This is a genomic window from Corynebacterium pilosum DSM 20521 = CIP 103422, from assembly GCF_000373805.1.
GTDB classification, from domain to species: domain Bacteria; phylum Actinomycetota; class Actinomycetes; order Mycobacteriales; family Mycobacteriaceae; genus Corynebacterium; species Corynebacterium pilosum.
Map to the genome: position 1 here is coordinate 154,807 of NZ_KB892461.1, position 25,708 is coordinate 180,514.

Consider the following 25,708-nt stretch of genomic DNA (forward strand, 5'->3'; position numbering starts at 1 on the left):
AATCCGTTACATTACCCCAAAAGTACTACAAGGAAGCAAGTTCTTCACGCACAGCCCGGAAACCTTCCTCCAAGCCAGCTGCATGAGAACCGGAGCCCTGGGCCAGGTCTGGCTTACCGCCACCCTTGCCGTCGATATAACCGCCGAGCAGTTTCACGAGGTCACCGGCCTTTACGCCCTTCTCTACTGCCCCGGCGGACACACCGACGACGAACGGCACCTTGCCACCATTGTCCGCTGCCAGCACCACGACGCCTGGTTCTTCGCCGTAGCGAGCGCGCAAGTCCTGAGCTACGGTACGCAGGTCACCCGCATTGGTGCCGTCGCCCAGCTTGAGTGCCAGCAGCGTGAAGGCACCGGTCTCCTCTGCCTTGTTCAGCAAGTCGCCGGTCTGCGAAAGCAGCTGCTTTTGGTGCAGAGCCGCGATCTCCTTCTCCGCGGCCTTCAGCTTCTCCGTCAGCTGCGCGATGCGCTCCGGCAACTGCTCAGTTGGGGTCTTCAGCTCCTGCGCCAAGCCTGAGGCCAGCGCGGCCTCCTTCGAGAAGTAGCGGAACGAGTCCATGCCGGAGTAGGCCTCGATGCGACGCGCACCCGAACCGACCGACGATTCACCCAGCACTGCGATCGGCCCGATCTGGGAGGAGTGGCTCACATGCGTGCCACCACACAGCTCGATGGAGAACGGGCCACCGATCTCGACCACGCGGACCTCGTTGCCATAGTTCTCACCGAAAAGCGCCATTGCACCCATCGCCTTTGCCTCCTCCAGGGAGGTTTCAAGCGTGTTCACCGCGTAGTCAGAATCGACCGCCTGGTTGGCAATAGAAGCGATCTCTGCGAGTTGGTCGTCGGAAAGCTGCTCCGTGTAGTTGAAGTCAAAGCGCAGGTAACCCGGCTTGTTCATCGAACCAGCCTGGACCGCTGTGGGGCCAAGCACCTCGCGCAAGGCCGCGTGGATGAGGTGGGTCGCAGTGTGCGCCTGGCGTGCACCATGGCGCCAGCGAGGGTCGACCTCGGCGCGCACGACAGAGCCCAAGTCCAGACCACCATTTTGCACGGTGGCCTTGTGCACCCACAGCTTCTTGCCGATCTTCTGCACATCGTTCACGTTGAGCAAGGTGTCACCGATGACGATGCGTCCGCGGTCGGCTAGCTGGCCGCCGGCCTCTGCGTACATTGGCGAAAGATCCAAAATCACCTCGACTTCATCGCCTGCGGCCACCTCGTTGACCTTCGCGCCGTCCTTGACCAGGCCGATCACGGTGGATTCGGCTTCCAAGTTGTCGAAGCCGACGAACTCGGTGGGCTGGTTGTCGACCCACTCGCGGTAGACGGACTCGTCGGCACCCGCGCTCTTCTTTGCGCGGGAGTCAGCCTTGGCGCGCTCGCGCTGCTGCGCCATCTCGGCGTCGAATGCAGCCATGTCGACCTCGAGGCCTGCCTCAGCGGCCATCTCGATGGTCAGATCGATGGGGAAACCATAGGTGTCGTGCAGCTCGAAAGCCTGGGAGCCGGACAGAATAGTCGCACCCTTCTCTTTGACTTCGGCTGCGGCATCGTCGAAACGCTCGGTGCCGGACTCCAGCGTCTTCAAAAACGCACGCTCTTCGGCAATGGCGACGCGCAGGATGCGTTCGCGGTTATCCGCAATCTCCGGGAAGGAGGGCGTCATCGTGTCCATGATGGTATTCATGAACGTCTCCAGGGTCTGGCCCTTCGCACCCAACAGGCGTGCGGAACGAACGATGCGGCGCAGCAGGCGGCGCAGGATATAGCCGCGGCCCTCGTTCGACGGGGTGACACCGTCGAGGATGATCATCATCGAGGTACGGGCGTGGTCGGCGATGATACGGAAACGCACATCGTTGTCTGCGCTGTCCGCATCGCCGGCATCGTACTTCGTCCCGGTCAGCTTCTCCGCGGCGTCGATGACAGGGCGCAGCAGGTCGGTCTCATACACGTTCTCCACACCCTGCAGGATGCAGGCTACGCGCTCCACACCCATGCCGGTATCAATATTCTTCTGGGGCAGCTCGCCCAGGATGTCGAAGCCGCCCTTCTTGTCGCCCTCGCCGCGTTCGAACTGCATGAAGACCAGGTTCCAGATCTCCAGGTAGCGGTTGTCGTCGACAGCCGGGCCGCCGTCCTGCCCATAGTCAGGACCGCGGTCATAGTAAATCTCCGAGCACGGTCCCGCAGGGCCAGGAATACCCATGGACCAGTAGTTGTCTTCCATGCCCAGGCGCTGGATGCGCTCGGCCGGCACACCGATCTTCTTCTCCCAGATCTCGGCGGCCTCATCGTCGTCAAGGTAAACAGTGACCCACAACCGTTCTGGGTCCAGCCCGTACCCGCCCTCAGCAACCGGCGAAGTCAGCAGCGCCCACGCATGCGTGATCGCGCCTTCCTTGAAGTACTGGCCGAAGGAGAAGTTTCCCGCCATCTGGAAGAAAGTGTTGTGCCGGGTGGTAATGCCCACCTCTTCAATATCCAGGGTGCGCACGCACTTCTGAATCGAGGTTGCCATGCCTGAATCAAACGGCGGGTTCTGCTGGCCCAAGAAATAAGGCTTGAAGGGGACCATGCCCGCGTTGACGAAAAGCAGGGTGGGATCGTCCAAGATCAGTGACGCGCTTGGCACGGCCTGGTGGCCGTGGTTGACGAAGTAGTTGGTAAAGCGGTCCCGGATCTCATGGGTTTGCACGAGCGGTCTCCTTCAATTGCGATTGTTCTCAACGTGACTTCGCTACACTTTACCCCCGCGCCCGCCCGCGGACGATTCTGCGTAGCTTGCCGACGAAATTCCTGATCCTATTTTCGTTTCCGTGGTCAGTCGGCTCGTAATATACAGCGTCATCCAAACCCTCGGGGATATAGCGCTGCGGCACTACCCCAGTGGGATCGTCGTGCGGGTAGATGTATCCCACCGCGTGCCCCATGGCCTTGGCGCCTTCGTAGTGGCCATCGCGCAGATGCGCTGGAACGTGGCCGGCTTTGCCCGCGCGGACGTCGGCAAGCGCCCGATCAATCGCCAGGTAGGTGGCGTTCGATTTCGGTGCAGTGGCCAGGTGAATTGTCGCCTGCGCCAACGGAAGACGCCCCTCGGGCATGCCGATGAAACTGACTGCCTCATAAGCCGCCACCGCGGTCTGCAAGGCGGTAGGGTCTGCCATCCCAATGTCTTCCGTAGCGTGAATAACTAGGCGACGGGCGATAAACCGTGGGTCCTCCCCCGCCTCAATCACGCGCGCCAGGTAATGCAGCGCAGCGTCCACATCTGAGCCACGGATCGATTTAATAAACGCACTGGTGACATCGTAATGCTGGTCACCGTCGCGGTCATAACGCACGATCGCCCGATTCACGCTGTTGCGCACCGTATCAAGCGTCAGCTCGTCGCCATCCTCCACAGCCTCGGCCGCCGCCTCCAAATACGTCAGACTGCGTCGCGCGTCTCCCCCAGCCAACAGGACTAACTGGTCTAGGGCCTCCTCGCTGACGGTGATGCGTTCGTTCAGGCCACGCTTATCGACGATCGCGCGACGCAATACGGTGCGCAGGTCATCAGCGTCGAGCGGTTCCAGTTTCAGCAACAACGACCGTGACAGCAGGGGTGCTACCACCGAAAAAGAGGGATTCTCCGTCGTCGCCGCGACAAGGAGCACGGTGCGGTTTTCCACCGCAGCCAACAACGCATCTTGCTGCGTTTTTGAAAAGCGGTGCACCTCGTCGATAAACAACACGGTGCGCCGACCACTGCGCAGGTCACGGGTCGCGCCCTCAATGACCTGGCGCACCTGCTTCACCCCGGATGTCAGCGCAGACAGGCCGACAAAATTATCACCCATCGTCTGCGCAATCAGCGAGGCGACCGTGGTCTTGCCCGTCCCCGGAGGCCCATAGAGGATCACCGAGGCATCCCCCGAGCCTTCGATCAGACGGCGTAGTGGCTTCCCCTCTGCGAGGAGGTGCTCTTGGCCAACGATCTCGTCGAGGCTGCGCGGACGCATCCGGGCCGCTAGTGGTGCTCCAGCACCAGCCTCAAAAAACGAGATTCCACGTTGTGTGGAGGAATCGTCGTCACGCGCCCCTGGCTGCTCAAACAAACCTTCCTGCATGGCCCAAGACTAACTGATCCGGCTACGGGCGTGGATCATGCAATAGCTCGGCGATCCGCAACGCGAATTCAGAAACGACGGAGTACGTCCCGTCACGCCCGGACGCCGCGAACCTGCTGAGTGCTTCAAAGGTTTCGTAGAGATCGCGGCGCACCAGACGTTCATCGTCGGAAAAAGCGACCTCCCCGGCAGGGCGCAACAAGTTCGTCGTCAGTTCCTGACCGCGGTTGGCCGAAACCCCCAACTGAGTGAGATCCTCGGCGCTGATGTTGAGGAATTCGCGCGCCTTGGGGTGACCGGAAATCACGTTGCCCAAAGAACCGTAGGACATCACCGTCAAACTAGATAGCGCCCAACCCACCAAAGCGATGGTGATGCGCTCATGCAACACGTCCTCGTTGATCAAACCTGGCCAGAGTTCATCAACTTCGTGCAGCCAGGCCTCAACGAACGCTGCGGTTTCATCGTCGGTGATCGGACGGAGTGAAATGTACTGCGGGAAACCGGCGATCACGCAGGCGAGGTCGAAGGAAATATCGCGGAAACCGGCCCACTCATAGTCAAGAAACTCGATGCGATCAGCCACGATGATGTTGTCCGGCGATAGGTCAAAAGGCGTAAATGCCCGGTAGCGGCCTTTCCTCAAGCGGCGCTGCACCGTGGGCAGGTATTCAGTGAGCTCGCGCGGCACTTCAATGCCTGCTTGACGGATCACATCCAAGCCAACGGCGACGCCAACCTCAAGCAAACCTTCGCGGATCTCTTGGAAACGCTGCGCATTGGGGTCGTTCTTCCCCAGCCTGCGCAACAAGATGTTGAAGGCCTCTTCCTTGCCGGCCGTGCCCCCGTGCATCCGCCCCAAAGAGGTACCTAACGCGCGCAGAATCTGCACCCGCCTATCGGGGTCCGATTCACTGAGCAAATCCGCAAACGTGTCGCCATCACCACTGTCAGAGAGCACGATGAGCCGACTGTCGAGGTCATGCGCCAGAAGCACCGGACCGAGACGGAACTCTTCCGCCAGCGATGTGGTGAATTGATAGGAAGCGACTTCGCGCAGGAATGCAGCGTCCTCGACCAGCTCCCCGGTATCCGGAGACTGCTTCAACACCACCGAACGATGCGGTAAGAACGGGCTGGAGGCCACGCGCGCGCGTAGCACGCGTGCATGCCCAGAACCGCTGAGCGCAACGGGATCGAGCAGTTTTTGCGTTCCGCCGTAGCGGCGGGTGAGCAAGTCCTCTGCGATCTCGATGATGTGCTGGTGGGTTGAGTCCACGGTGTTGAGCTCCTTCACAAGTCTTCGCCCCCATCGTGCCACGCCACAGCCGCGGGTGTACACGAAAAGCGCAAGACATACGAAACCTCCCGCGTGACCAACATGCGCTGGCACCGGGAGGTTAGCGCGGTAGTGTTTACTGCGTTCCGGCTTCCGCGCTGTTGCCAGCCTTGTCGTCCTTCTTTGGCTTGAAGTCGACGCCGGTCTCCTTGCGCTGCTCCGGCGTGATCGGGCCTGGGGCATCGGTCAGTGGGTCGACACCGCCGCCGGACTTCGGGAAGGCGATGACGTCACGGATGGAGTCGTAGCCACCCAGCAGAGACACGATGCGGTCCCAGCCGAAAGCGATACCGCCGTGTGGTGGAGCACCGTATGCGAAGGCATCTAGGAGGAACCCGAACTTCTCGCGTGCTTCTTCTTCGCCAATACCCATCACGTCGAAGACGCGCTCCTGCACGTCGCGGTCGTGGATACGGATGGAGCCGCCACCGATCTCGTTGCCGTTGCACACGATGTCATATGCGTAGGCCAGCGCTTCTCCCGGATTGGTATCGAAGGTATCCAGGTACTCAGGCTTCGGCGACGTAAAGGCGTGGTGGACGGCGGTCCACTTGGAGTTGCCCAGGGCCACATCGCCGGAGGCGGTGGCATCGGCAGCAGGCTCGAACATTGGGGCGTCCACGACCCAGGTGAATGCCCAGTCGCCTTCCTTGATCAGGTCCAGCTTCTCTGCGATGGCACCGCGGGCCGCACCCAGCAGCGCACGGGAGCTCTTGGTCTCGCCGGCGGCGAAGAAGATGCAGTCGCCTGGCTTAGCGCCCACGTGATCGGCGATCCCGGCGCGCTCCTCGTCGGTAATGTTCTTCGCTACCGGGCCGGACAGCTCGCCGTCTTCGCCGATGAGGATGTAGGCCAAGCCCTTGGCGCCGCGCTGCTTTGCCCACTCCTGCCATGCGTCGAGCTGGCGACGTGGCTGGGATGCGCCACCTTCCATCACGACGGCGCCGACGTATTCGTTCTGGAACACGCGGAACGTGGTGTCCTTGAAGAATTCGGTGCACTCCACCAATTCGATATCGAAGCGCAGGTCGGGCTTATCAGAGCCGTACTTTTCCATGGCGTGGGCATATGTCATGCGTGGAATCGGGGTGGAAATTTCATAGCCGATCAGTTTCCACAGCTCCACCAAGATCTCTTCGGCCAGGGCGATCACGTCATCCTGGTCGACGAAGCTCATTTCGACGTCTAGCTGGGTAAATTCCGGCTGGCGGTCGGCACGGAAGTCCTCGTCGCGGTAGCAGCGCGCGATCTGGTAGTAACGCTCCATTCCTGCAACCATGAGCAGCTGCTTGAACAGCTGTGGCGACTGCGGCAGCGCGTACCAGGAACCTGGGCGCAGGCGTGCCGGCACGAGGAAGTCACGCGCGCCCTCAGGGGTAGACCGCGTCAGGGTCGGGGTTTCAATCTCGGTGAAGTCGTGGCGGTCCAGTACGTCGCGCGCCGCCTTGTTCGCCTTAGAGCGCAAACGCAGCGCGTTGGCCTGACGCTCGCGGCGCAGGTCCAGGTAACGATACTTCAGACGGGTTTCCTCGCCGACCTCGCCGGAAGAAGCATCCTCGATCTGGAATGGCAACGCTGCGGACTTGTTCAGAACGTTCAGTTCTGAAACGTTGATCTCGATCTCACCGGAGGGAAGGTTCGGGTTTTCGGAGCCTTCCGGGCGTGGCTCGACCACACCGGTGACCTGAATGACGTATTCGCTGCGCAAGTCATGCGCTGCCTCGGCGACTGCGGACTCGCGGAACACCACCTGGGCCAGGCCGGAGCGGTCGCGCAGATCGATGAAGATCACGCCACCATGATCACGACGACGAGCTACCCAGCCCGTCAATGTGACGGATTGGCCAGCGATATCTTTGCGGAGGTCTCCCGCCAGGTGAGTGCGCAGCACGGTTTCTTCCACGTCCTTCCACGTGTGGTGATTATGAACGTTCGAAAGTCTACCCCCTGACAGCTTTTGTTTCGCGTGCTACCCCTGTTTTCATCAGGTTTCATCGCTTGAGAACGTCGCTTTACGACGAAATCCGCACCTACTTAATGCACACATCCATGCGTTGCGTGGCATGATAGGCGCATGACTTTTAAAAGTGGGCGACAACTCAACCAAAACCGTGCGCGCACAGGCGGCGGGCGCGGTGGGGCCATTGCATTGGGCGGCGGCGGTATCGGCGGCCTGCTGCTAGTCGGTCTTTTCATCCTGATGGGTGGCAACCCAGGCGATCTCGGTCAGTTGACCGCCGGCAGTCCACAGCGCGCCGAAGACAACGGTTATACCCTGGAGCACTGCCAAACCACGGATGATGCCAACGAATACGCCGACTGCCGCGTGCTGGCCGCCGCTGAGTCGATCGACCAGATGTGGACTGAGCTCCTCCCCCAGCAGGCTGGCATCGAATACCAAGAACCCGGCCTGGTGGTATTCCAAGACGCGACCCAGTCCGGTTGTGGCTATGCCTCGGCTAATACCGGCCCGTTCTACTGTGGTGCGGATGGTTCGGCGTACTTCGACGTAAGTTTCTTCGACCAATTGGAGCGCCTCGGTGGCGCGAATGCGCCGCTGGCTCAGATGTATATTGTTGCCCACGAATTCGGCCACCACATCCAGAACCTGGAGGGCACCATCGGCCTGATTGATTACAACAATCCAGGCAAGGACTCCAATGCGGTGAAGTTGGAGCTGCAGGCTGACTGCTACGCAGGCATGTGGGTCAATCGTGCCGACGAAGGCGAGAATGCGATGCTGGAGACCATCACTCCGGAGCAGGTGCAGTCCGCCATTGACACCGCGCGTGCCGTCGGCGATGACAATATCCAGAAGCGCACCCAGGGTGAGGTCCAGCCTGACCTCTGGACGCACGGTTCCTCCCAGCAACGCCAGGATGCTTTTCTGCGCGGATACAACGAGGGCACTATGGCCGCTTGTGACTACCTAGAGACGGGCAATTACCGCGTCTAGCACGCGCTAGTTTCCTGGGTATCCTTGGGAGCATGAGTTCTTCGTCGGAAAGCACGCCCCCGCACAGATCCGTCGCCTTTCTTGCGGCGTTCAACGATGTCGAAGGTTTCCTTCGGACCAAGTTGAGCGCGAAGAAGAGCGACGGTTTTTCTCGTATGGTCAGTTGGGCGGAGCGTGATCGCATCGTCACGCCCCAGCAGGCCGAGGATCTAAAAGAGTTCGCTGACCTGCGCAACGCGATCTCTCACGGTGCGTACAAGGATTTCACCCCGATCGCTGAGCCACTCCAAGAGACCGTTGATGCCTTGGAGCGCATTCGCGACTTGCTTCTGCATCCGCCGTTGGCCATGCAGGTGCTTCCTCACCAAGAGGTGGTCACCGTGAGCCCGGAGGATGATATTCGCGTCGCGCTCGAAGTGGTGCGTACGACGACGATCTCCCAGTTCCCCATCTACGACGGCAATGTCTGTACAGGGCTCTTAACGACGAACACCATTGCCCGCTGGGTTGCTGCGGACCTAGACGATAATGACCACCTAGATGCCCGAATCGTGAGCGAGGTCTTGGAGTATGCCGAAAGTTCTGACCAGGCGGTGTTCGTGCCACGCGATGTCACAGCCGGTGAGGCGCTGCACACGTTGCTGTCTCCGATGAACAATGGCGTATTGCCACGTGCTGCGGTGATTACCGAACATGGCACGCCCCGGCAGCGGCCTTTGCGGGTGATTGGCGGCTCGGATATTAAAGCGCTGATCGACGCCTCCCAGTAACCCCCTTGCATGTTGTTGTCATGTCATCTACCCTGGAATATACTTTAAATTTTAGGAGTTATAGACAACATGCAATTCGGACTTTTTACTATCGGTGACGTTACCCAAGACCCCACCACCGGCGAGACCCCCACAGAACACGAGCGCATTAACGCCATGACGCAAATTGCGCTCAAAGCCGAGGAGGTCGGCCTTGACGTATTCGCCACTGGGCAGCACCACAATCCCCCATTCGTACCGTCGGCACCCACCACGCACCTAGCTTATATCGTAGCGCAGACGAAGAACCTGAAGCTGTCCACCGCTACCACCCTGATCACCACGACAGATCCGGTGCGCATCGCCGAAGATTACGCCTTCTTGCAACACCTCTCGGGCGGGCGCGTCGACCTCATGATGGGGCGCGGCAACACCGGTCCGGTCTACCCATGGTTTGGTAAAGACATCCGCCAGGGCATCCCCCTCGCCGTCGAAAATTATCACCTCCTGCGCCGCCTGTGGCGCGAAGACGTGGTGAACTGGTCCGGCAAGTTCCGTACCCCGCTGAACGGATTTACCTCCACCCCACGCCCGCTGGATGACGTTCCGCCCTTCGTCTGGCACGGCTCCATCCGCTCACCCCAGATCGCGGAACAAGCAGCCTTCTACGGTGATGGCTTCTTCCACAACAACATCTTCTGGAATAAAGAGCACACGGCCAAGATGGTGAACATCTACCGCCGCCGCTACGAAAAGTACGGCCACGGGCGAGCTGACCAGGCCATCGTCGGCCTCGGCGGACAAGTCTATATCGCCGATACCGAAGAGCAAGCGAAGAAGGAGTTCCGCCCCTACTTCGACAACGCGCCGGTCTACGGCCACGGCCCGACGCTGGAGGAGTTCACTGAGCTGACCCCACTGACGGTGGGTACCGTGGAGCAGGTCATTGACCGCACCATGCAGTTTGCCGACTGGGTCGGTGACTACCAGCGCCAGCTCTTCCTCGTCGACCACGCCGGCCTGCCGCTAGAGACGGTGCTGAACCAGATCGAAATCCTGGGCACCCAGGTGGTCCCAGAGGTGCGCCGCCGCATGGAGGAACGCCGCCCCGAGCACGTCCCCAGCGAGCCACCTACTTTCGCCACCCTGCGCGAAAACCGCGACCACCCACACTTCAAGGTGAACCCCGGCCAGACTGAATCAACCGAATCAGAGGAGGAATAAGGTTTATGCGCACACTTGCAGTTGTCTCGGCAGGTTTGTCGAATCCCTCGTCGACACGTTCGGTAGCCGACGCGATCTCCAGCGCAGTCGACGCTGCCGTCAGCGCACGCGGTGAAGCCCTGGAAATCCACACCATCGAACTACGCGAGCTAGTCAATGACCTAGCGACGGTTTTCACCACCGGCATGTCCTCGGCGCGTCTCGACGAGATCAAGAAGCTCATCTCTGCCGCCGACGGCTTGGTCGCCGTCACCCCGGTGTTCAAGGCGAGCTACTCCGGTCTGTTCAAAATGTTTTTTGACGCGCTTGACCAAGACTCGCTCAACAGCATGCCGACGATCATTGCCGCCACCGCGGGGACTCCACGCCACTCCCTGGTGACCGAATATGCGATGCGGCCACTGTTTACCTACATGCGTGCAGTCGTTGTTCCCACGTCCCTGTTCGCCGCGACTGATGATTTCGGTGGCGAAGAGGGTGTCTCCTTCGACAAGCGAGTAGCACGTGCCGCTGGAGAGCTAGCGGACCTCTTCGTCAGATCCGGCGACTACTCCCCAGGTTTCGGAGGAGCCACGGTGGAATCGAGCCGCAAGCCGCGCAAGACGGGCGTCGATTTGGAAGAGGACTTGGTGGACTTTGCCGATTTGCTCCGCGGACACGACGGAAACAGTTAGCTCAGTCACAAATCGGTAGAATATCGGGCACGGCATTAGAGCCGAGTTAAAGATCCACAACTCTTAATCCGAGGAGCATTATGGCAGCCGCGAGCATCAGTGTGATGGACCTTTTCACAGTGGGAATTGGCCCATCGTCTTCCCACACAGTCGGACCGATGCGAGCGGCCCACGCCTTCGTCGACAAGCTTGATGCTTTCCCCTCACGCGTGCGCGTTACCCTGCGCGGATCCCTTGCGGCCACAGGCGTGGGTCATGGCACCGATCGCGCGGCTCTGCTCGGGCTTGTCGGCTACACCCCCACCACCGTGACTCCCGATGTAGAGCCCGTCCTGGGCACCGCCATCGCCGCCAGCGGCACCATCTCTGGGCCTGCTGGAACTCTCACGTACAGCTTGATCTTCGACCCCGCGCCCGTGCCCGAACATCCCAACTGCATCATCTTCGATGCCTATGCAGACGACGGCTCGGTGATCGTTGAAGGCGTCGAATACTTCTCTGTTGGCGGCGGCTTCATCCAAGACCGTGCGTCGCTGGAGGCCCAGTCCGCGCGAGGACCGCTACCGTCAGGCGCAGCAACCGTCCGCGAGGAGCCGACCGTCACCTACCCATTCGGTAGCTCCGCGGAACTGCTTGAGCGTTGCGACGCGGCCACGTGCTCTATCGCAGAACTCATGGCCCACAACGAGGCCACTATCCACGCTGATCAAGGAGGCTGGGAGGCCGTCGCCACACACCTCGACTTAGTGTGGGACACCATGCAGGAATGCGTGGCTGCCGGTACAGAGGCTGAGGGGGAGCTGCCTGGCGGGCTGGGCGTGCGCAGGCGCGCACCGCAGCTTCGCGACCGCATCACGACGCAAAGCGGGCCGCAGAGTGCAGCGGGCCTTGACGCCATGGAATGGGTGAACCTCTACGCCCTTGCGGTCAACGAGGAAAACGCAGCGGGCGGACGTGTGGTCACCGCGCCCACCAACGGTGCAGCGGGGATCATTCCAGCGGTCATGCACTACTGCCGCGACTTCACCGAGAACTTCGACCAGCAGCGCGCGCGAGAGTTTCTGCTCACCGCGGGTGCGGTCGGGGCGATCATTAAGACCAACGCTTCGATCTCTGGGGCTGAGGTTGGCTGCCAGGGTGAAGTGGGGTCCGCATCGGCGATGGCGGCGGCAGGCATGTGCGCGCTTCTTGGCGGGACCCCGGCGCAGATCGAAAACGCCGCAGAGATCGCGCTGGAGCACAACCTTGGGCTGACCTGCGATCCTGTAGGCGGACTCGTGCAAATCCCGTGCATTGAGCGCAACGCGATCGGCGCCATCAAAGCGATCAATGCGGCACGCCTCGCCCGCTTGGGTGATGGCACCAACAGGGTCACGCTCGACGATGTCATCGAAACCATGGCCGCCACCGGCCGCGACATGTCGACCAAATACAAAGAAACCGCAACCGGTGGCTTGGCCACTCAGTTGGGTTTCCCTGTCAATATCACCGAATGCTAATCGACGAACACTCCGGCTTTAAGCAGCCAGAGCAGCGCGCAGAGCCGTCACCACTTCGTCCAGCTCTACCGGCTGCTGCGACTGGTCAGACATGTTCTTGATGGAGACCTGGCCTTCTTCCAGCTCGCGGTCGCCAAGCACCAAAGCAAATGCTGCTCCTGCGCGATCGGCGCCCTTCATCCCGCCCTTGAGGCCGCGCTCCCCGTACACCATGTCGGCGGAGATTCCAGCGGCGCGCAGCTGATTGATCAGCAGGCTCATCCGACGTTTCGCCGCCTCGCCCAGTGCTACGCCGTACACGTCGACACGACGTTCCACGCCATCGAGGGTGATTCCCTCAGCTTCGAGGGCCAAGACGGTGCGGTCAACGCCTAGGCCATAGCCGATGCCCGAGAGGTCCTGGCCGCCGATTTGCGCCATCAGGCCGTCGTAACGCCCGCCGCCACCGATGCCGGACTGTGCGCCAAGGCCGTCGTGGACGAACTCGAAGGTGGTCTTCGTGTAGTAATCCAGGCCACGCACCATGCGCGGGTTGATCGTGTAGGCGATCCCCATGTCATCGAGCGTGCCAGTCACGGTCTCGAAGTGTTCCTGGGTATTCGCGTCTAGGTGGTCCAGCATCAGGGGTGCCTCGGCCGTCATCTCTTGTACCTCTGGGCGCTTATCATCCAGCACGCGCAGCGGGTTGATTTCAGCGCGGTGGCGGGTCTCGTCGTCAAGCGGAAGCTTGAACAAGAACTCCTGCAGCTTCTCGCGGTAGGCCGGGCGGCAGTTATTATCGCCCAAGCTGGTCAGCTCCAGACGGAATTCCTTCAAGCCAAGCGCGCGGTAGGACCGGTCGGCCAAAGCGATGACCTCAGCATCCAGCAGTGGGTCATCCACGCCGATTGCCTCGATGCCCACCTGCTGCAGCTGGCGATAGCGGCCGGCCTGCGGGCGCTCGTAGCGGAAAAACGGGCCGTAGTAGTTCAACTTCACGGGCAGGTGCCCGCGGTCTAGGTTGTGCTGGATGACCGAGCGCATTACACCCGCTGTCCCCTCGGGACGCAGGGTGACAGATCGATCGCCGCGATCGGCGAACGTGTACATTTCCTTACTCACCACGTCGGTGGACTCGCCGACACCGCGGGCGAACAAGGTGGTGTCCTCAAAGATCGGCAGCTCGATGTGCTGGTAGCCGGCCAGATGCGCCTGGCGCACCATTTCGTCACGGACGCGCAAGAACGTCGCAGAGGCCGGTGGCACATAATCGGGCACGCCCTTGGGCGCGGATAGTGCCTGGAACTTGTCGGTCTTTTTGTTAGTCACAACCGGACATCTTAGTACCTCACTGCGGGTACTTCTGCTTTGCCATCCGAAGATACGGATTGGAGGTGCGTTCCATGCGCATCGTCGTGGTCGGGCCGTGCCCAGGAAGTACGTCCAGATCGTCGGAAAGCGACCAGACGGGACCTGCCAGCGAGCGATCCATCGCATCCGGGTCTGAGCGGTCCAAATCAGTGCGGCCGATCGTTCCACGGAAGAGAACATCGCCGCTGAAGCAGGCCTCATCATGGATCAGCAATACGCTGCCCGGAGAATGCCCCGGGGCATGAGCCACGCGCACGCTGAAGCCGGCGTGCATAACCGTCTCGCCATCGACGAAATAGCGCAGCTCCTCGATGGGCACCATATTCTTCGCATCGAAGAGCAATTTGCTCTGCTCGGACACGCCATCGCCGGCAGCCAGCATGTACTCGTCCTCGGGGTGAATGTAGACAGGCACGTTATGCCTCTTCGCCAGCGCCCCGGCATCACGCGTGTGGTCGAGGTGGCCATGCGTGAGATAGACCGCCTCCAGCGCCACGGCCTGCTCACGCAGGTATGCCTCCACCTTCTCTTGGGTGTGCATCCCCGGATCCACCACCACCGCAGCCCCGTCGCCGGTGACGACATAGCAGTTGGTCTTGTACGGGCCTGCAGCAAAACCGGCAATATTCATGTGGGTCATCCTAGCCAACAGTGGGCGCAGAAAGCTTAACGACGATGACCCCTACCGGGCGGGGCCATCGTCGTTAAGTAAAAAAGGTGGGTTACTTCAGGGCATCGATTGCCGCGTCGTAATCCGGTTCGTTGGTGATCTCGTCGACAAGCTGGGTGTAAATGACCTTGTGGTCAGCGTCGGTGACAACTACCGAGCGCGACAGCAGGCCCTCCAGCGGCGAACCCTGCAGGGTCACGCCGAAATCATCACCGAAAGAGGAGCGGAAAGCCGAACCGGTGGTGACGTTGTCCACGCCGTTCTCCTCGAGGAAACGGTCATGCGCGAAAGGCAGGTCCTTAGAAACGTTGAGCACGACGGTGTCCTCGCCCAGGTCCTGGGCGCGCTTGTTGAACTCGCGAACGGAGTTAGCGCACACGCCGGTATCCAGGGATGGGAAAATGTTCAGAACAAGGCGCTTGCCCTGGTAATCCTCGTCGGTCACCGCCGAAAGATCGGTGCCGACAAGTTCGAAAGATGGAAGCTGGTCGCCCTTGTCTGGGAGCTCGCTAGCAGTGGTTGTAGGTGCAGAATCAAAAGTAACGTTTGCCATGGGCCCCACTGTAGTGACGCAGCTCGCACTTCGCCACGACGATAACGGGCACTCCTGCTCCTCTCGCCCACGTGGGGAAGTAAAGTGGTGCATAAGTTTCACTTTTGTCCCACGAATCGAGCGAGGTTTACCCTAGGTGAGCAATAACAAACAGCGAGGCAAGGACGCCCTCAAAGAACTTGAAGGCGCGCTGAATTCTCGCGACCGGAAAGAGAAGACCCAGCCGCTGACCGTCGTTGTTATCGCTGCCGTAGTTTTAGTGGCGATCGTCGGAGGCATCTACTGGGCCGCCACCTACGACAACGAAGACGAAGAAGTAGTCGCAGAAGACCAGGCAACCAGCACCGAGTCCACCGACCAAGCGGACCCGCTGGCCAACTTCGAGCCACTGGCCACCGAACGCGCAGAAGCCCTGCCAGCGACCGTGACCTGTACCTACGAGGAGACCGGCGATCCTGCGCGCGATGTGGGACTGCCTGAAGGCGAAAACATTTCCACCGAGGGCACCGTGACCGTGGAGCTAGACACCACCGCTGGACCAATCGGCATGGAGCTTGACCGCAGCGTGGCGCCATGCACCGTCAATGCGATTGAACACCTGGCCGACAATGACTACTACGACGACACGATCTGCCACCGCCTGACCACCAGCGATTCCCTCAAGGTGCTCCAGTGCGGTGACCCTTCTGGCACCGGTTCCGGCGGCCCGGGCTTCCAGTTCGCTAACGAATACCCCACCGACGAGGCAGCGGACACCTCCACCCCAGTCATCTATGAGCGCGGCACCATTGCCATGGCCAACGCAGGCCCTGACACCAACGGCTCCCAGTTCTTCCTGAACTACGGCGACGGCGGCCTGCCACCGATGTACACCTACTTCGGCCAGATCACCGACGAAGGACTGGCAACACTTGACTCCATCGCAGAAACCGGACTCGAGGCCGAAGCGGCTCCGACCGGTGACGGCGCCCCAGCCGAAGAAGTACGCATTAACTCGGCAACCGTCGTCGAGTAATTACTGACGGTCGTTCACAGTTCCTACCCCCTAAATCAGGGGGAGGAACTTTTTCTTTTTACGCAGTACAGCGGTAGTTTTGCAGACAAAGGTGAACATTGGTCCATCGACGGGCGTGCCCAATGTGGGCACCTTTATCATCCTTTCCCAAGGTAGCTGGCAAGATCGCGGGGCACGAGCTTCCCGAACCTTGAGAGGCAGCTAGGTATTTTCCTTTAGCTAACCACCATCGCCTAACGTTTGCGCAGGTAAACGCTAGGGAAACTAACACAGGACACACCCAGGTTAGTCTTGCGGGATTATCGAATTACAGCTAAGTTTGTTACACAGTAATCGATGCCGTTCAGAAAGATTGGTTTTTCATGAAGCTCCGCAAGTCTCTCGCAGCAGTCGCAACCGCACTGGCCGTCGCAACCGCAGGCACCACCGCCGCTGTCGCCCAGGAGGGCAGCTCCCTCTCCTCCTCCAACGTCCCAACCTCGCCAGATGACAAGACTGCTGCAGACCAGGAAAATGGCGGCGAGGAGGGTAACGAGAACAACTCCGCGAAGAAGGAAACCGACACCGAGAACACCGGAAACGGCTCCTCCATCAAGGATGCATCGCCAGACGACATCAAGGCGTGGATCTCTGTTTTCACCGCAGTTGTCACCGCTCTGGGCACCCTGTTCGCTTTCGTTCAGAAGTACCTCTAAGCCTCAGAGTTGATCGTCAGACTTTCTGACACGCTTCAAAGCCACTGTTCCGACGCTGGGACAGTGGCTTTTTCATGCCCGCGGCGGGACTAGTAAAAGAGATGCTCGTCAGCGCCGATCACGATGTCAAATACCTCTGGATCGAGCTGCTGACCCGTCTTGATAGCAGTAAACGCCCCCGTCGGTTCAATCACCACCGCAGCAAGATCGCCCAAGGAACCCACCCCGGTCCGCCGTGCAACAGTGTTGAGGTCGTGCATGGACACGTGAGTTTTCTTCATCAGCTCCGGCAAGGGCTTCCCGTGGGCGAGGACAAGGACAGGAGCGCGATCGAAGAGCCTATCGATATGGGTGTTCTTCCGGATCGCCCCGAACACCGCCTCCAGCACCATGAGCGTGGCCAAGCCAATGATGCCGGCGACCAGCGACGGCGGATGCCCGATAATCACGCGCCCCGCGACCGCACCGAACATAATCACCACCACCGCATCGGTGGCGGTCATCGAAGACAGAATGCGCGAACCAAAAATCTTCGCCAAGAGCATGAACGCGATATAGATCCCGGCCGCAGACAGAATCACAACGGGAATCCGGCCGAGCTCAATTCCCCACTGTTCGGAGGCCATCTCCCACCACTGGCCCAGTTGATCAACGTTCATGCTTATCGACGATACCCGCCCTCGTCGATAAGCAAAGAACCTCTCCGCAGCCCATTAACAGGCTGCGGAGAGGTTGTTGAGGAGCAAGCGCTTCCTAGAAGAAGTTCGCCAGTGCTGAGTCAATCTGGTTCGGGAACAGCAACGCGATCAGGCCACCCAAGCCGAGAGCTGCCGCGAGGCCGAGGATAAGGCCCATGATCGGGTTGGAAGACAGGCTGCCAGCGGAACCTGGGGTGTCCTGGGACGGAGCCGGTGCCGGATCCGGAGTCGAACCATCTGCGTCCGCGACGGTCACCGGCATAGAGATATCGGTGCCGGCGTCAGTGGTCACGCTCAGGGTCTGGTCACCCGCTGCCTCCGCGGGAAGATCGATCTCCACGGTGGCGCGGCCGATCTCGCCGAAACCGGCGTCTGCCTCGGTGGTCTCGTTGCTGATATCGGCGGTGACCTCGGTGTCACCGATCTTCAGGGTGACTGTCTGTGCCATCGGCTCGCCCTCAGTTGAGTAGTTCAGCGAGGACAGCTGGATGGTGTTCTTCTCCCCTGCCTTCAAGCCCCCTTCAGGCAGGACGACACCGATCTCGGCCTGGCCGCTGCGCACTGCTGCCTGGCCCGATGCCAGGTAGTCGATGAAGGCAGTGATGTCCATGTAGCCGACGTTGACCTGGTCGCGGACATCGTCAGGGTTGATGAAAGAGTCGCCGCCTTCGAACAGGAAGGTCGATGTGGCCACTGTGTAGTCCTTGGCTGGATCCAGAGGTGCACCATTGATGGTGACGTGCTGGATGCGCTGGCCCTGCTCCGCCTCTGGGTTGTAGACGTAGTTCACGTTGTCAGAAACACCCAGGGACAGGCGTGGGCGTCCCGACCCTGGCTGCCACTGGCGCTCGAGCGCATCGATAATCGCCTGGCCGGACAGAGTTGCGTAGGACAACTCGTTGCCGAAAGGCTGCATGGTGTACGCTTCCTCCACCGTCACCGCGCCGGCTTCGAGGTCGGAGCGAACGCCGCCAGCGTTCATCAGTCCGAGGTCAATCATGCCTCCGCCAAGGAACGCATCCATGGCCTGCAGATTGGACTCAGCCAGCATGTTGTTCGCGGTGGATTCAACACCTCGGTTGGAACCGGCAGACCGACCAGGCTCAGAACCGCGGTAGAAGGACTCGTCGAGCTGCGCGACCTCCTGCTTACCCAGCACCTCGGCCTCAGCAGCAGCCTTATCGACGATGGCAGCAACCTCCGCGTTGGGCTCAATCACCCCTTCTGCCTGCAACTGCACAAACTCAGGCGCGCCGTACTGCTGAGCGTTGATCTCCTCGATTTCGCCGGTGGCCTTGTTGTAGGTGATGTCCAAGTCAGTGACAAGCTTGCCGTACTCCCATGACTGGGCATAGGGCACCGGAGCATCATTGTCCAGCTGGGTGAGGTGGGAGTCTCCACCAAACAGGAAGTCAACGTACTCAGGGTCCATCTTCGGCCCGTCGACTTCAGCCGGGTCATGCTGGAGCACCACGACGATGTCTGCCAGGCCCTCGTCCTTCAGGCGCTTCGCCTCAGCGTTGGCCTCTGTGGAGGCGTCGGTGAAGTTGATGCCCTCCACCATCTTTGGCGAGACCTTCTTCGGGGTGGCGTTGGAGGTGGTACCGACCACGCCCAGCTTCACACCGTCAAAATCGTAGACCTTGGATGGCTCCAGGAAACGGGAGCCGTCGTTGTAGTAAACGTTTGCTGCCAGGATCTCCGAATCGTGGCGCTCTACCAAGCGGCCGGACAGGTCCTCGTGCCCCTTGTCGAACTCGTGGTTGCCGGCAGCGTCGACATCGATCCCCATGGCGTTAAGGGCATCCATAGTGGGCTCGTCGTTCGCAATAGACGAGATGAACGCGGAGCCACCGACGTTGTCACCGGAGGTGGTTTTCAGGCCATGGGCTGCGTCTTGGTTGACGTAGTCCATGAGTGCTGCAAGGTTCGCTGCTCCAAGTTCGACGCCATCGTAAGTGGGGCGAGCACCAGAGCCTGGATTGGCTTCCCAACGCGCGATGTCGCCCGCGCGGGCCGCGACGCCATCTTCCAAGTGGCCATGGAAGTCGGTGAAGTTCGAGATGGAAATGGTGACGAGGTTATCCTCCTGTGCGCCAGCAACGACAACCGTTGACAGCGCGAGGGCGGAAGTGGTGGTCGCAGCAATCAAGCGACCGACACGGCGAAACTTGAACACGGAATGCTCCTCAGATCAGACATGCAGGTACGGGATACCTTTACGTTTAATCGAAAAGTGATGCTTCCGCGCTTGTCTATACATCTATATATGCAGGACGTCATCTCGCGCTAGTCAAGAATTCATCTTCATTTCACGCGTGGGGACATAAGCGTTCACTTAAGGAGGCCGGTGCACTAGGCAGTAACGCGGTAGATGTCGAAGACACCTTCCACGTTCCGCAACTGATTTATTAGGGCGCCCAACTGCTTGGTATCGGACACGCCCACGGTGAATCGGATCATGGCCACGCGATCGTCGCCAAGCTGCGAATTCAGCGCAACCACTGACAATTTCTGCTCCGTCAAGATTCGCGTCAGCTCTGCCAGCAGCCCATAACGATCGAGCGCCTCGATCTGCAAGGTGGCAGAAAATCCTTGGCCTCCAAACCCGTCCCCGGCCCATTCAACGGGCAGCAAGCGTTCGGGTTCTTCCTGCAACTTCGGCGCGTTCGTGCAGTCAGTGCGGTGAACCGACACGCCGCCACCGCGGGTGACAAACCCAAGAATCTCATCTCCCGGTACGGGCTGGCAGCACTTCGCCAACTTCGCCATCACGTCTGGGGACCCGTCGACAAGCACTCCCGTTTCGCTGCCAGAGGTCTGCTGCGGCGGGACAAGCTGGGATAGCGGCGTGCGCGCAGTGAGCGCATCGACGGCGTCGTCCTCGTCCCCGAACATGGCCATCAACTGGTGGGCCACGTGTTGCGCCGACACTGTTCCTGCCCCGATCGCTGTATACAGCGCATCGACATCCGGGTAATGCAGCTGGGTGGCTACCTTGCGCATCGATTCAGCGGTGAACAGGCGGTGCATCGGCAACCCGCCGCGCTGGACCTCGGCGGCGAGTGCATCGCGCCCCGCCTCCAAGTGCTCTTCACGACGTTCCTTCGCGAACCACTGCCTAATCTTCGCCTTCGCGCGCGGCGAGACAACAAAATCCTGCCAGTCGTGCGAGGGCCCCGCGTTCTGGTCTTTCGACGTGAATACTTCCACGCGATCACCAGACTGCAGCTCTGATTCCAGCGCCACCAGCTTGCCGTTCACCTTCGCGCCGATACACCTGTGGCCAACCTCGGTGTGGACCGCATAGGCGAAATCGACCGGGGTGGAGCCCGCCGGCAGGTTGATCACATCACCTTTCGGGGTGAATGCGAAAATCTGCTTCGCGCTTAGGTCATAGCGCAGGGAGTCCAGGAACTCGTTCGGGTCCGCCGCTTCCTTCTGCCAGTCCAACAGCTGACGCATCCACGACATCTGGTCAATCTCAGCCTGGTCGCCTTTGTGAGAGCCCTTGGTCTCCTTATAGCGCCAGTGGGCGGCCACGCCGAACTCGGCGTTGTAGTGCATCTCGTGGGTACGCACCTGGATCTCCAGGGGGCGTCCCGAATCCGTCATCACCGTCGTGTGTAAAGACTGGTACACGCCGAATCGCGGGTTGGAAATATAGTCTTTGAACCGCCCCGGCATCGCAGAGTAAATCGAATGCACCACGCCGATGGCGGCGTAACAGTCGGAGATCGTATCGACGAGCACTCGAATACCCACCAAATCAAAAATCTCATCGAACTCGCGACCGCGCACGACCATCTTCTGATAAATCGACCAGTAATGCTTCGGCCGTCCCCGGATCTCTGCCTTGACATTATTCGCCTTCAGCTCAGCGCCGACCTCATCCGAAATCTCGCGGAGTGCGCGATCACGGGACGGCGCCCGGTCGGCCACCAAGCGGACAATCTCCTCGTACTTCTTCGGGTACAGGATGGCGAATGAGAGGTCTTCCAGCTCCCACTTCACACTCGCCATGCCGAGGCGGTGCGCTAGAGGGGCAATAACTTCGAGGGTTTGGCGCGCCTTCTTAGCCTGCTTCTCAGGAGGTAGGAAACGCATCGTGCGCATGTTGTGCAGCCGGTCGCCAACCTTAATCACCAAAACGCGCGGATCCTGCGCCATGGCGACGATCATCTTCCGGATGGTTTCGGCTTCAGCAGCAGCCCCCAGTGCCACCTTGTCCAGCTTCGTCACGCCATCGACAAGGCGCGCGACCTCTGGGCCGAAGTCGTCGGTCAGTTCCTCCAAGGAATAGTCCGTGTCTTCCACGGTGTCATGGAGCAAGGCCGCTATCAGCGTGGTGGTGTCCATACCAATTTCGGCACAGATGGTGGCAACCGCCAGGGGGTGGGTGATATAGGGATCGCCGGACTTGCGCATCACCCCTTCGTGCAGCCGCTCGGCCGTGTCATACGCTCGTGACAAGGCCTCAACGTCTGCCTTCGGGTGAAACTCGCGGTGGATCGAGAGTAAAGGGTCCAAGACTGGGTTCGTTTTGGTCCGACTCCCCGTCAAAGACCGCGCGAGCCGCGCAGATACGCTACGCATTCCTGTTAGGCGCTGGCTCTTCTCCTGAGTCATTGTCGCCTCCTTCACCCTCGACGTGTCCAACCGACCACATAATGTCGATTTACACCATCATACTCCTGGCACTCCCCCGCGCGGCCTCAAACTAGCCGGCGTCCACCGTGTCATCATCGACCACGATCACCGGGCCACGTCCCTCGATCCTTTCGCGGCCTCCAAGGCCCTCCACCTCGAGCACCACTACGTAGCCGGGAACTTCCCCGCCTGCCTGCTCAATGAGTTCCGTGGCGGCAATCAGGGTGCCGCCGGTGGCAAGGACATCGTCGACAAGCACGACCTTCTTGCCCTTCAAGTCAATCCCATCCACGGGGATCTCCAAGGCCGCGGAGCTGTACTCCGTCGTATATTCCTGGGTGAATACCGGTGGAGGCAGCTTGCCCTTCTTCCGGATGGCTAGCACGCCCACGCCCAGGTCATAGGCAACTGCGGAGCCCAGCAGGAATCCGCGGGCGTCCAGGCCACCAATCATGTCTGCTCCCAAGCGCTGGCAAGCCTTGGATAGATCCTCGATGATCACCTGCAATGCGTCGCCGTCGGCAAGCACTGGAGTTAGGTCTTCAAACAGGACGCCTTCGTCGGGAAAGTCCTGCACATAACGCATTTTCGCTTTCAGCGCCTCGCGAGAGTTTGCGTACTTATTTTGGCTCACTGCTAGGTTCCTCACTTGATACTTGCCACCGGTCCATGTTCCATCCGATCCCGGCGGGTCCGGTGTACACCACCACGTTACCCACATTACGGTCGATGATGAACGAACGGGGTTGGGCTGCCAGCGGAATCCGCGACAATTCTTCCCACTGCTGCTCCTCTGCCGCACGCAGAGCACCCAGTTCGCTCGAACGCGGCTCCGCAGCGCTGTACTCCGCCAGCGGATCCGCCCCACCCAAGAAGGCATCGATGCTGCCCTCTTCGACTGTTTGCTCGCCCCATTCGTTAACCCCGTAGCCGCCGACATCGGCCAGAGTCTTGCCGTCTTCTGTCGCATCAATGACGGTGATCCCAGCAGGCTCACACGATACCCGCATGGCCTCAACCATGGCGGCCTTGCGCGCATTTGGCGACGAATACCCCACCCGCAGCTCGGTGCCTGCAGCCACGCTGGCACCTGGAATGTCTACCGCCATGTGCGGGTCGACGATGTCCGCTAGGTGACGCGCCAGCGGATCGAAATGATCCACCACGTGGACCCCGACCGCAGGCACCTCTACGCCCGAAACTTCCGACGACGCCGCTGCCACCGCGTGCTGGTCGATACACTTCGACAGAGCTTGGCGGAACTCCGGTGTTGCCCAGGTCCCTGTCTCCGCAATGCGCAGCGTGTCAGTGAGCTCCCCGACGCTGGACTCAATTGTGTAGGGGCTTCCTTCCACATTCAGGTCCACCCAGTCTGGTTCGGCTGTCAGCAGGTCGCCGACTCGCAGCGCGCCTTCGTCGACAAGCGCGCCCGAATCGGCAGTAGCCGGCCACACCACGACTGTATCTAACGAGGCCTGGTCGCCGTAGTAATAATCGTTGCGCACTAAAGTAACCTCGCCGTCCTCGCCGACGCTTTCAATGCGAAACGGGCCGAAAGAGACCTGCATCTCCGGGTCGAAATGAGCAAGATCGAAACCTTCACGCCACAGGTTTGCGATGGGCTCAATCTGGACTGGATCCCCGGACTCCAAAGCCTGAGCCATCTGGGTAGCGTCCATGTCCAGCTTGCGGGCGATCGCGTGAGACGGCAAAACTGTGCCAGGACCGAACAACTCCCGCCAGCGGCCCCCCTGGCCTTCCTTGAACACGACCGTAAATTGCTTGGCCCCCGGCAAGCACGTCACTCGCTCCACCTGATCCATCACGGGCATGTGCGAGCCGAACAGTTCAGGTTGGGATCCCGCCGTATACGCCAGCAGGAAATCTGTGCATGTCACATGAGTACCGTCAGAATACACAGCGTCCGGCGACAAGGAGTACACCACCTGACGCTGGGCGCCAGGCAGCGACTGGGCTGTCACCAGGTCTGAGTTCGGGATCATCTGCCCACTCGGCCCCGGCACGAACACCGCTGGGTACAGGCGGCCCGACAAGAGTTGGGCGTTCGTCGATACGCCTACTTCGGAGCCCGCATTCGTCGTCCAGAGCGGTACCGCGACTTGATAACCGAATAGGTCAGTCGATTCGGCGGCCTGCTCCTTGGGCGTTTCACGGCTTTCTGCGCATCCGACGAGCAATGCGGCAGCCGCAACAACAGAGCCGACACCGCGAGCGATCCGGGGGTTCAAAAGCAAAGAGATACCTCAATTCACACAGTCTTGGCGACACGTGCCAGGGCGATGAGAGCTTAACGACGATCCGGGCGCCACGTCGAGGTGCGCGGGGTGTCGCGAACCACTTCATCCTTTTCCGCAGGCACCTGCTCGCCAGATACTGGAGTGCTCACGCGACGCTTTGGACCAGCCAATTGCTCATCGTCTTCGTCGGAAGCCTCAGCGACAACGTCACCGTGCGCCGTCGAGCTCTTCTGCTCGCGGTATTCCGCCACGGCCTTGTTGTGCTTCTTGTACTTGTCTTCACGGTTGACGATGGTGACCAGAAGCGGGGTGGCCAGGAACAGCGAGGAGAAAATACCGACCAACACACCGATCAGCTGGATCAGGGCAAGGTCCTTCAGGGTGCCGACGCCCAATAGCCATACAGCCACGACCAGCAACGCGATGATTGGCAGCGCGGAAATCACCGACGTGGAGATGGAACGCATCACGGTCTGGTTGACCGCAAGGTTGGCTTCCTCAGCGTAGGTGGAACGGCGAGACCCAAGAACACCGGACGTGTTCTCCTTCACCTTGTCGAACACGATCACGGTGTCGTAGATGGAGAACGTGAGCACGGTGAGCAGACCGATAATCATGGCCGGGGACACTTCCAAGCCGAAGACGGAGTAGATGCCCATGATCACAATGCCGTCGACGAACAGTGCAGCCATCGCCGCGACGGCCATCTCCTTTTCCAGCCGGACCGCAACATAAATGGCTGCGGCGATGAGGAAGACGACCAGCGCTAAGATCATACGCTCGGTGATCGTTGATCCCCACGACTCTGACACGGTGGAGTCACCGATGGCGTCGGGGGTTGGTTCGCCCTCTGCGTTGAGTGGCTCGTGCTCCTCATAGATGGCCAGGCGAGCCGCGTCGATCTGCTCTTGGGTGAGGTGCTCAGAGTTAATCTCGAGCGTCCGGGAATCGCCAGCGCCCACGATCTGGGTGAGCTCCGGCTCCACGCCGGTTGCCTCGACGAAGGTGTCCTCGACCTCCTCGGCGACGAGGTCTCCGGCCTGCATTGACATTTTTGTGCCGCCCTCGAAATCAATGGAGAGGTCAAAGCCGCGGAAGAGCATGGACCCCAGCGAGATCAGGATCAGCGCAACGGTGATGATGTACCAGATCTTGGAGCGGCCGATGAAGTCAATGCCGCCCTCACCGGTGTAGAGCTTGTCGTAAGCATTCATCTTCGGGGCTGTCGACTCGGTGGTCGTTGTGGTGGTGTTAGACATT

General features: G+C 60.4%; 20 protein-coding genes. 7 read left to right on the forward strand and 13 right to left on the reverse strand.

Features of this window, described 5'->3' with window-relative positions; all coding sequences use genetic code 11:
- Positions 1–25 precede the first annotated feature (25 nt).
- From alaS to aspS, 4 genes are all read right to left on the reverse strand, one after another.
- Positions 26–2,704, reverse strand: coding sequence for an alanine--tRNA ligase (gene alaS, locus B097_RS0108220; protein WP_018582057.1), 2,679 nt, complete (start codon positions 2,702–2,704; stop codon positions 26–28).
- A gap of 49 nt (positions 2,705–2,753) precedes the next feature.
- Positions 2,754–4,118: a replication-associated recombination protein A gene (locus B097_RS0108225; protein WP_018582058.1), complete on the reverse strand. Its 1,365-nt coding sequence runs from the start codon at positions 4,116–4,118 to the stop codon at positions 2,754–2,756.
- A gap of 22 nt (positions 4,119–4,140) precedes the next feature.
- Positions 4,141–5,415 (reverse strand): phosphotransferase, encoded by a 1,275-nt coding sequence (locus tag B097_RS0108230; RefSeq protein ID WP_018582059.1) that lies wholly within the window; start codon positions 5,413–5,415, stop codon positions 4,141–4,143.
- Between the two features lie 118 nt (positions 5,416–5,533).
- A complete protein-coding gene (aspS, locus tag B097_RS0108235) occupies positions 5,534–7,348 on the reverse strand; it encodes an aspartate--tRNA ligase (protein ID WP_026254402.1) in 1,815 nt (604 codons plus the stop codon).
- A gap of 183 nt (positions 7,349–7,531) precedes the next feature.
- On the opposite strand from aspS, the gene ypfJ reads away from it, so the two are divergent.
- From ypfJ to B097_RS0108260, 5 genes are all read left to right on the forward strand, one after another.
- Positions 7,532–8,413, forward strand: a complete 882-nt coding sequence (ypfJ, locus tag B097_RS0108240) for a KPN_02809 family neutral zinc metallopeptidase (protein ID WP_018582061.1) — start codon at positions 7,532–7,534, stop codon at positions 8,411–8,413.
- A 32-nt stretch (positions 8,414–8,445) separates the two neighbouring features.
- Positions 8,446–9,183, forward strand: a complete 738-nt coding sequence (locus B097_RS0108245; protein WP_026254403.1) for a CBS domain-containing protein — start codon at positions 8,446–8,448, stop codon at positions 9,181–9,183.
- A gap of 69 nt (positions 9,184–9,252) precedes the next feature.
- A complete protein-coding gene (locus tag B097_RS0108250) occupies positions 9,253–10,386 on the forward strand; it encodes a CE1758 family FMN-dependent luciferase-like monooxygenase (RefSeq protein ID WP_018582063.1) in 1,134 nt (377 codons plus the stop codon).
- A 5-nt stretch (positions 10,387–10,391) separates the two neighbouring features.
- On the forward strand, positions 10,392–11,060 hold the full coding sequence (locus B097_RS0108255; protein WP_018582064.1) for an FMN reductase: 669 nt from the start codon (positions 10,392–10,394) through the stop codon (positions 11,058–11,060).
- 80 nt (positions 11,061–11,140) lie between these two features.
- Positions 11,141–12,559, forward strand: a complete 1,419-nt coding sequence (locus B097_RS0108260; RefSeq protein WP_018582065.1) for an L-serine ammonia-lyase — start codon at positions 11,141–11,143, stop codon at positions 12,557–12,559.
- Between the two features lie 18 nt (positions 12,560–12,577).
- On the opposite strand, the gene hisS is transcribed toward B097_RS0108260, so the two are convergent.
- The 3 genes from hisS to tpx all read right to left on the reverse strand — a co-directional run bounded on the left by hisS (position 12,578) and on the right by tpx (position 15,132).
- The gene (gene hisS, locus B097_RS0108265) at positions 12,578–13,867 is read right to left on the reverse strand and encodes a histidine--tRNA ligase (RefSeq protein WP_018582066.1); all 1,290 of its coding nucleotides are present in this window, start codon (positions 13,865–13,867) and stop codon (positions 12,578–12,580) included.
- Positions 13,868–13,886: 19 nt separating this feature from the next.
- Positions 13,887–14,540 (reverse strand): MBL fold metallo-hydrolase, encoded by a 654-nt coding sequence (locus B097_RS0108270; RefSeq protein WP_018582067.1) that lies wholly within the window; start codon positions 14,538–14,540, stop codon positions 13,887–13,889.
- Positions 14,541–14,631: 91 nt separating this feature from the next.
- Positions 14,632–15,132 carry a thiol peroxidase gene (gene tpx, locus B097_RS0108275; protein ID WP_018582068.1) on the reverse strand — a complete coding sequence of 167 codons (501 nt, stop codon included), beginning with the start codon at positions 15,130–15,132 and terminating at the stop codon, positions 14,632–14,634.
- Between the two features lie 136 nt (positions 15,133–15,268).
- Here tpx and B097_RS0108280 point away from each other — a divergent pair, with 136 nt between their 5' ends.
- Positions 15,269–16,147 carry a peptidylprolyl isomerase gene (locus tag B097_RS0108280; RefSeq protein ID WP_018582069.1) on the forward strand — a complete coding sequence of 293 codons (879 nt, stop codon included), beginning with the start codon at positions 15,269–15,271 and terminating at the stop codon, positions 16,145–16,147.
- A 362-nt stretch (positions 16,148–16,509) separates the two neighbouring features.
- Positions 16,510–16,842, forward strand: a complete 333-nt coding sequence (locus B097_RS0108285; RefSeq protein ID WP_018582070.1) for a hypothetical protein — start codon at positions 16,510–16,512, stop codon at positions 16,840–16,842.
- A gap of 89 nt (positions 16,843–16,931) precedes the next feature.
- Here B097_RS0108285 and B097_RS0108290 read toward each other — a convergent pair whose 3' ends face one another.
- From B097_RS0108290 to secF, 6 genes are all read right to left on the reverse strand, one after another.
- The gene (locus tag B097_RS0108290) at positions 16,932–17,501 is read right to left on the reverse strand and encodes a DUF421 domain-containing protein (protein WP_018582071.1); all 570 of its coding nucleotides are present in this window, start codon (positions 17,499–17,501) and stop codon (positions 16,932–16,934) included.
- A 94-nt stretch (positions 17,502–17,595) separates the two neighbouring features.
- The gene (locus tag B097_RS0108295; protein ID WP_018582072.1) at positions 17,596–19,719 is read right to left on the reverse strand and encodes a bifunctional metallophosphatase/5'-nucleotidase; all 2,124 of its coding nucleotides are present in this window, start codon (positions 19,717–19,719) and stop codon (positions 17,596–17,598) included.
- Between the two features lie 176 nt (positions 19,720–19,895).
- Positions 19,896–22,169 (reverse strand): RelA/SpoT family protein, encoded by a 2,274-nt coding sequence (locus B097_RS0108300; RefSeq protein WP_026254404.1) that lies wholly within the window; start codon positions 22,167–22,169, stop codon positions 19,896–19,898.
- A gap of 91 nt (positions 22,170–22,260) precedes the next feature.
- Positions 22,261–22,824: an adenine phosphoribosyltransferase gene (locus tag B097_RS0108305; RefSeq protein ID WP_018582074.1), complete on the reverse strand. Its 564-nt coding sequence runs from the start codon at positions 22,822–22,824 to the stop codon at positions 22,261–22,263.
- On the reverse strand, positions 22,811–24,445 hold the full coding sequence (locus tag B097_RS0108310; RefSeq protein WP_018582075.1) for an ABC transporter substrate-binding protein: 1,635 nt from the start codon (positions 24,443–24,445) through the stop codon (positions 22,811–22,813). The genes B097_RS0108305 and B097_RS0108310 overlap by 14 nt, the downstream gene beginning before the upstream one ends.
- Positions 24,446–24,498: 53 nt before the next feature.
- The gene (gene secF, locus B097_RS0108315; protein ID WP_018582076.1) at positions 24,499–25,707 is read right to left on the reverse strand and encodes a protein translocase subunit SecF; all 1,209 of its coding nucleotides are present in this window, start codon (positions 25,705–25,707) and stop codon (positions 24,499–24,501) included.
- Position 25,708: the final 1 nt, after the last annotated feature.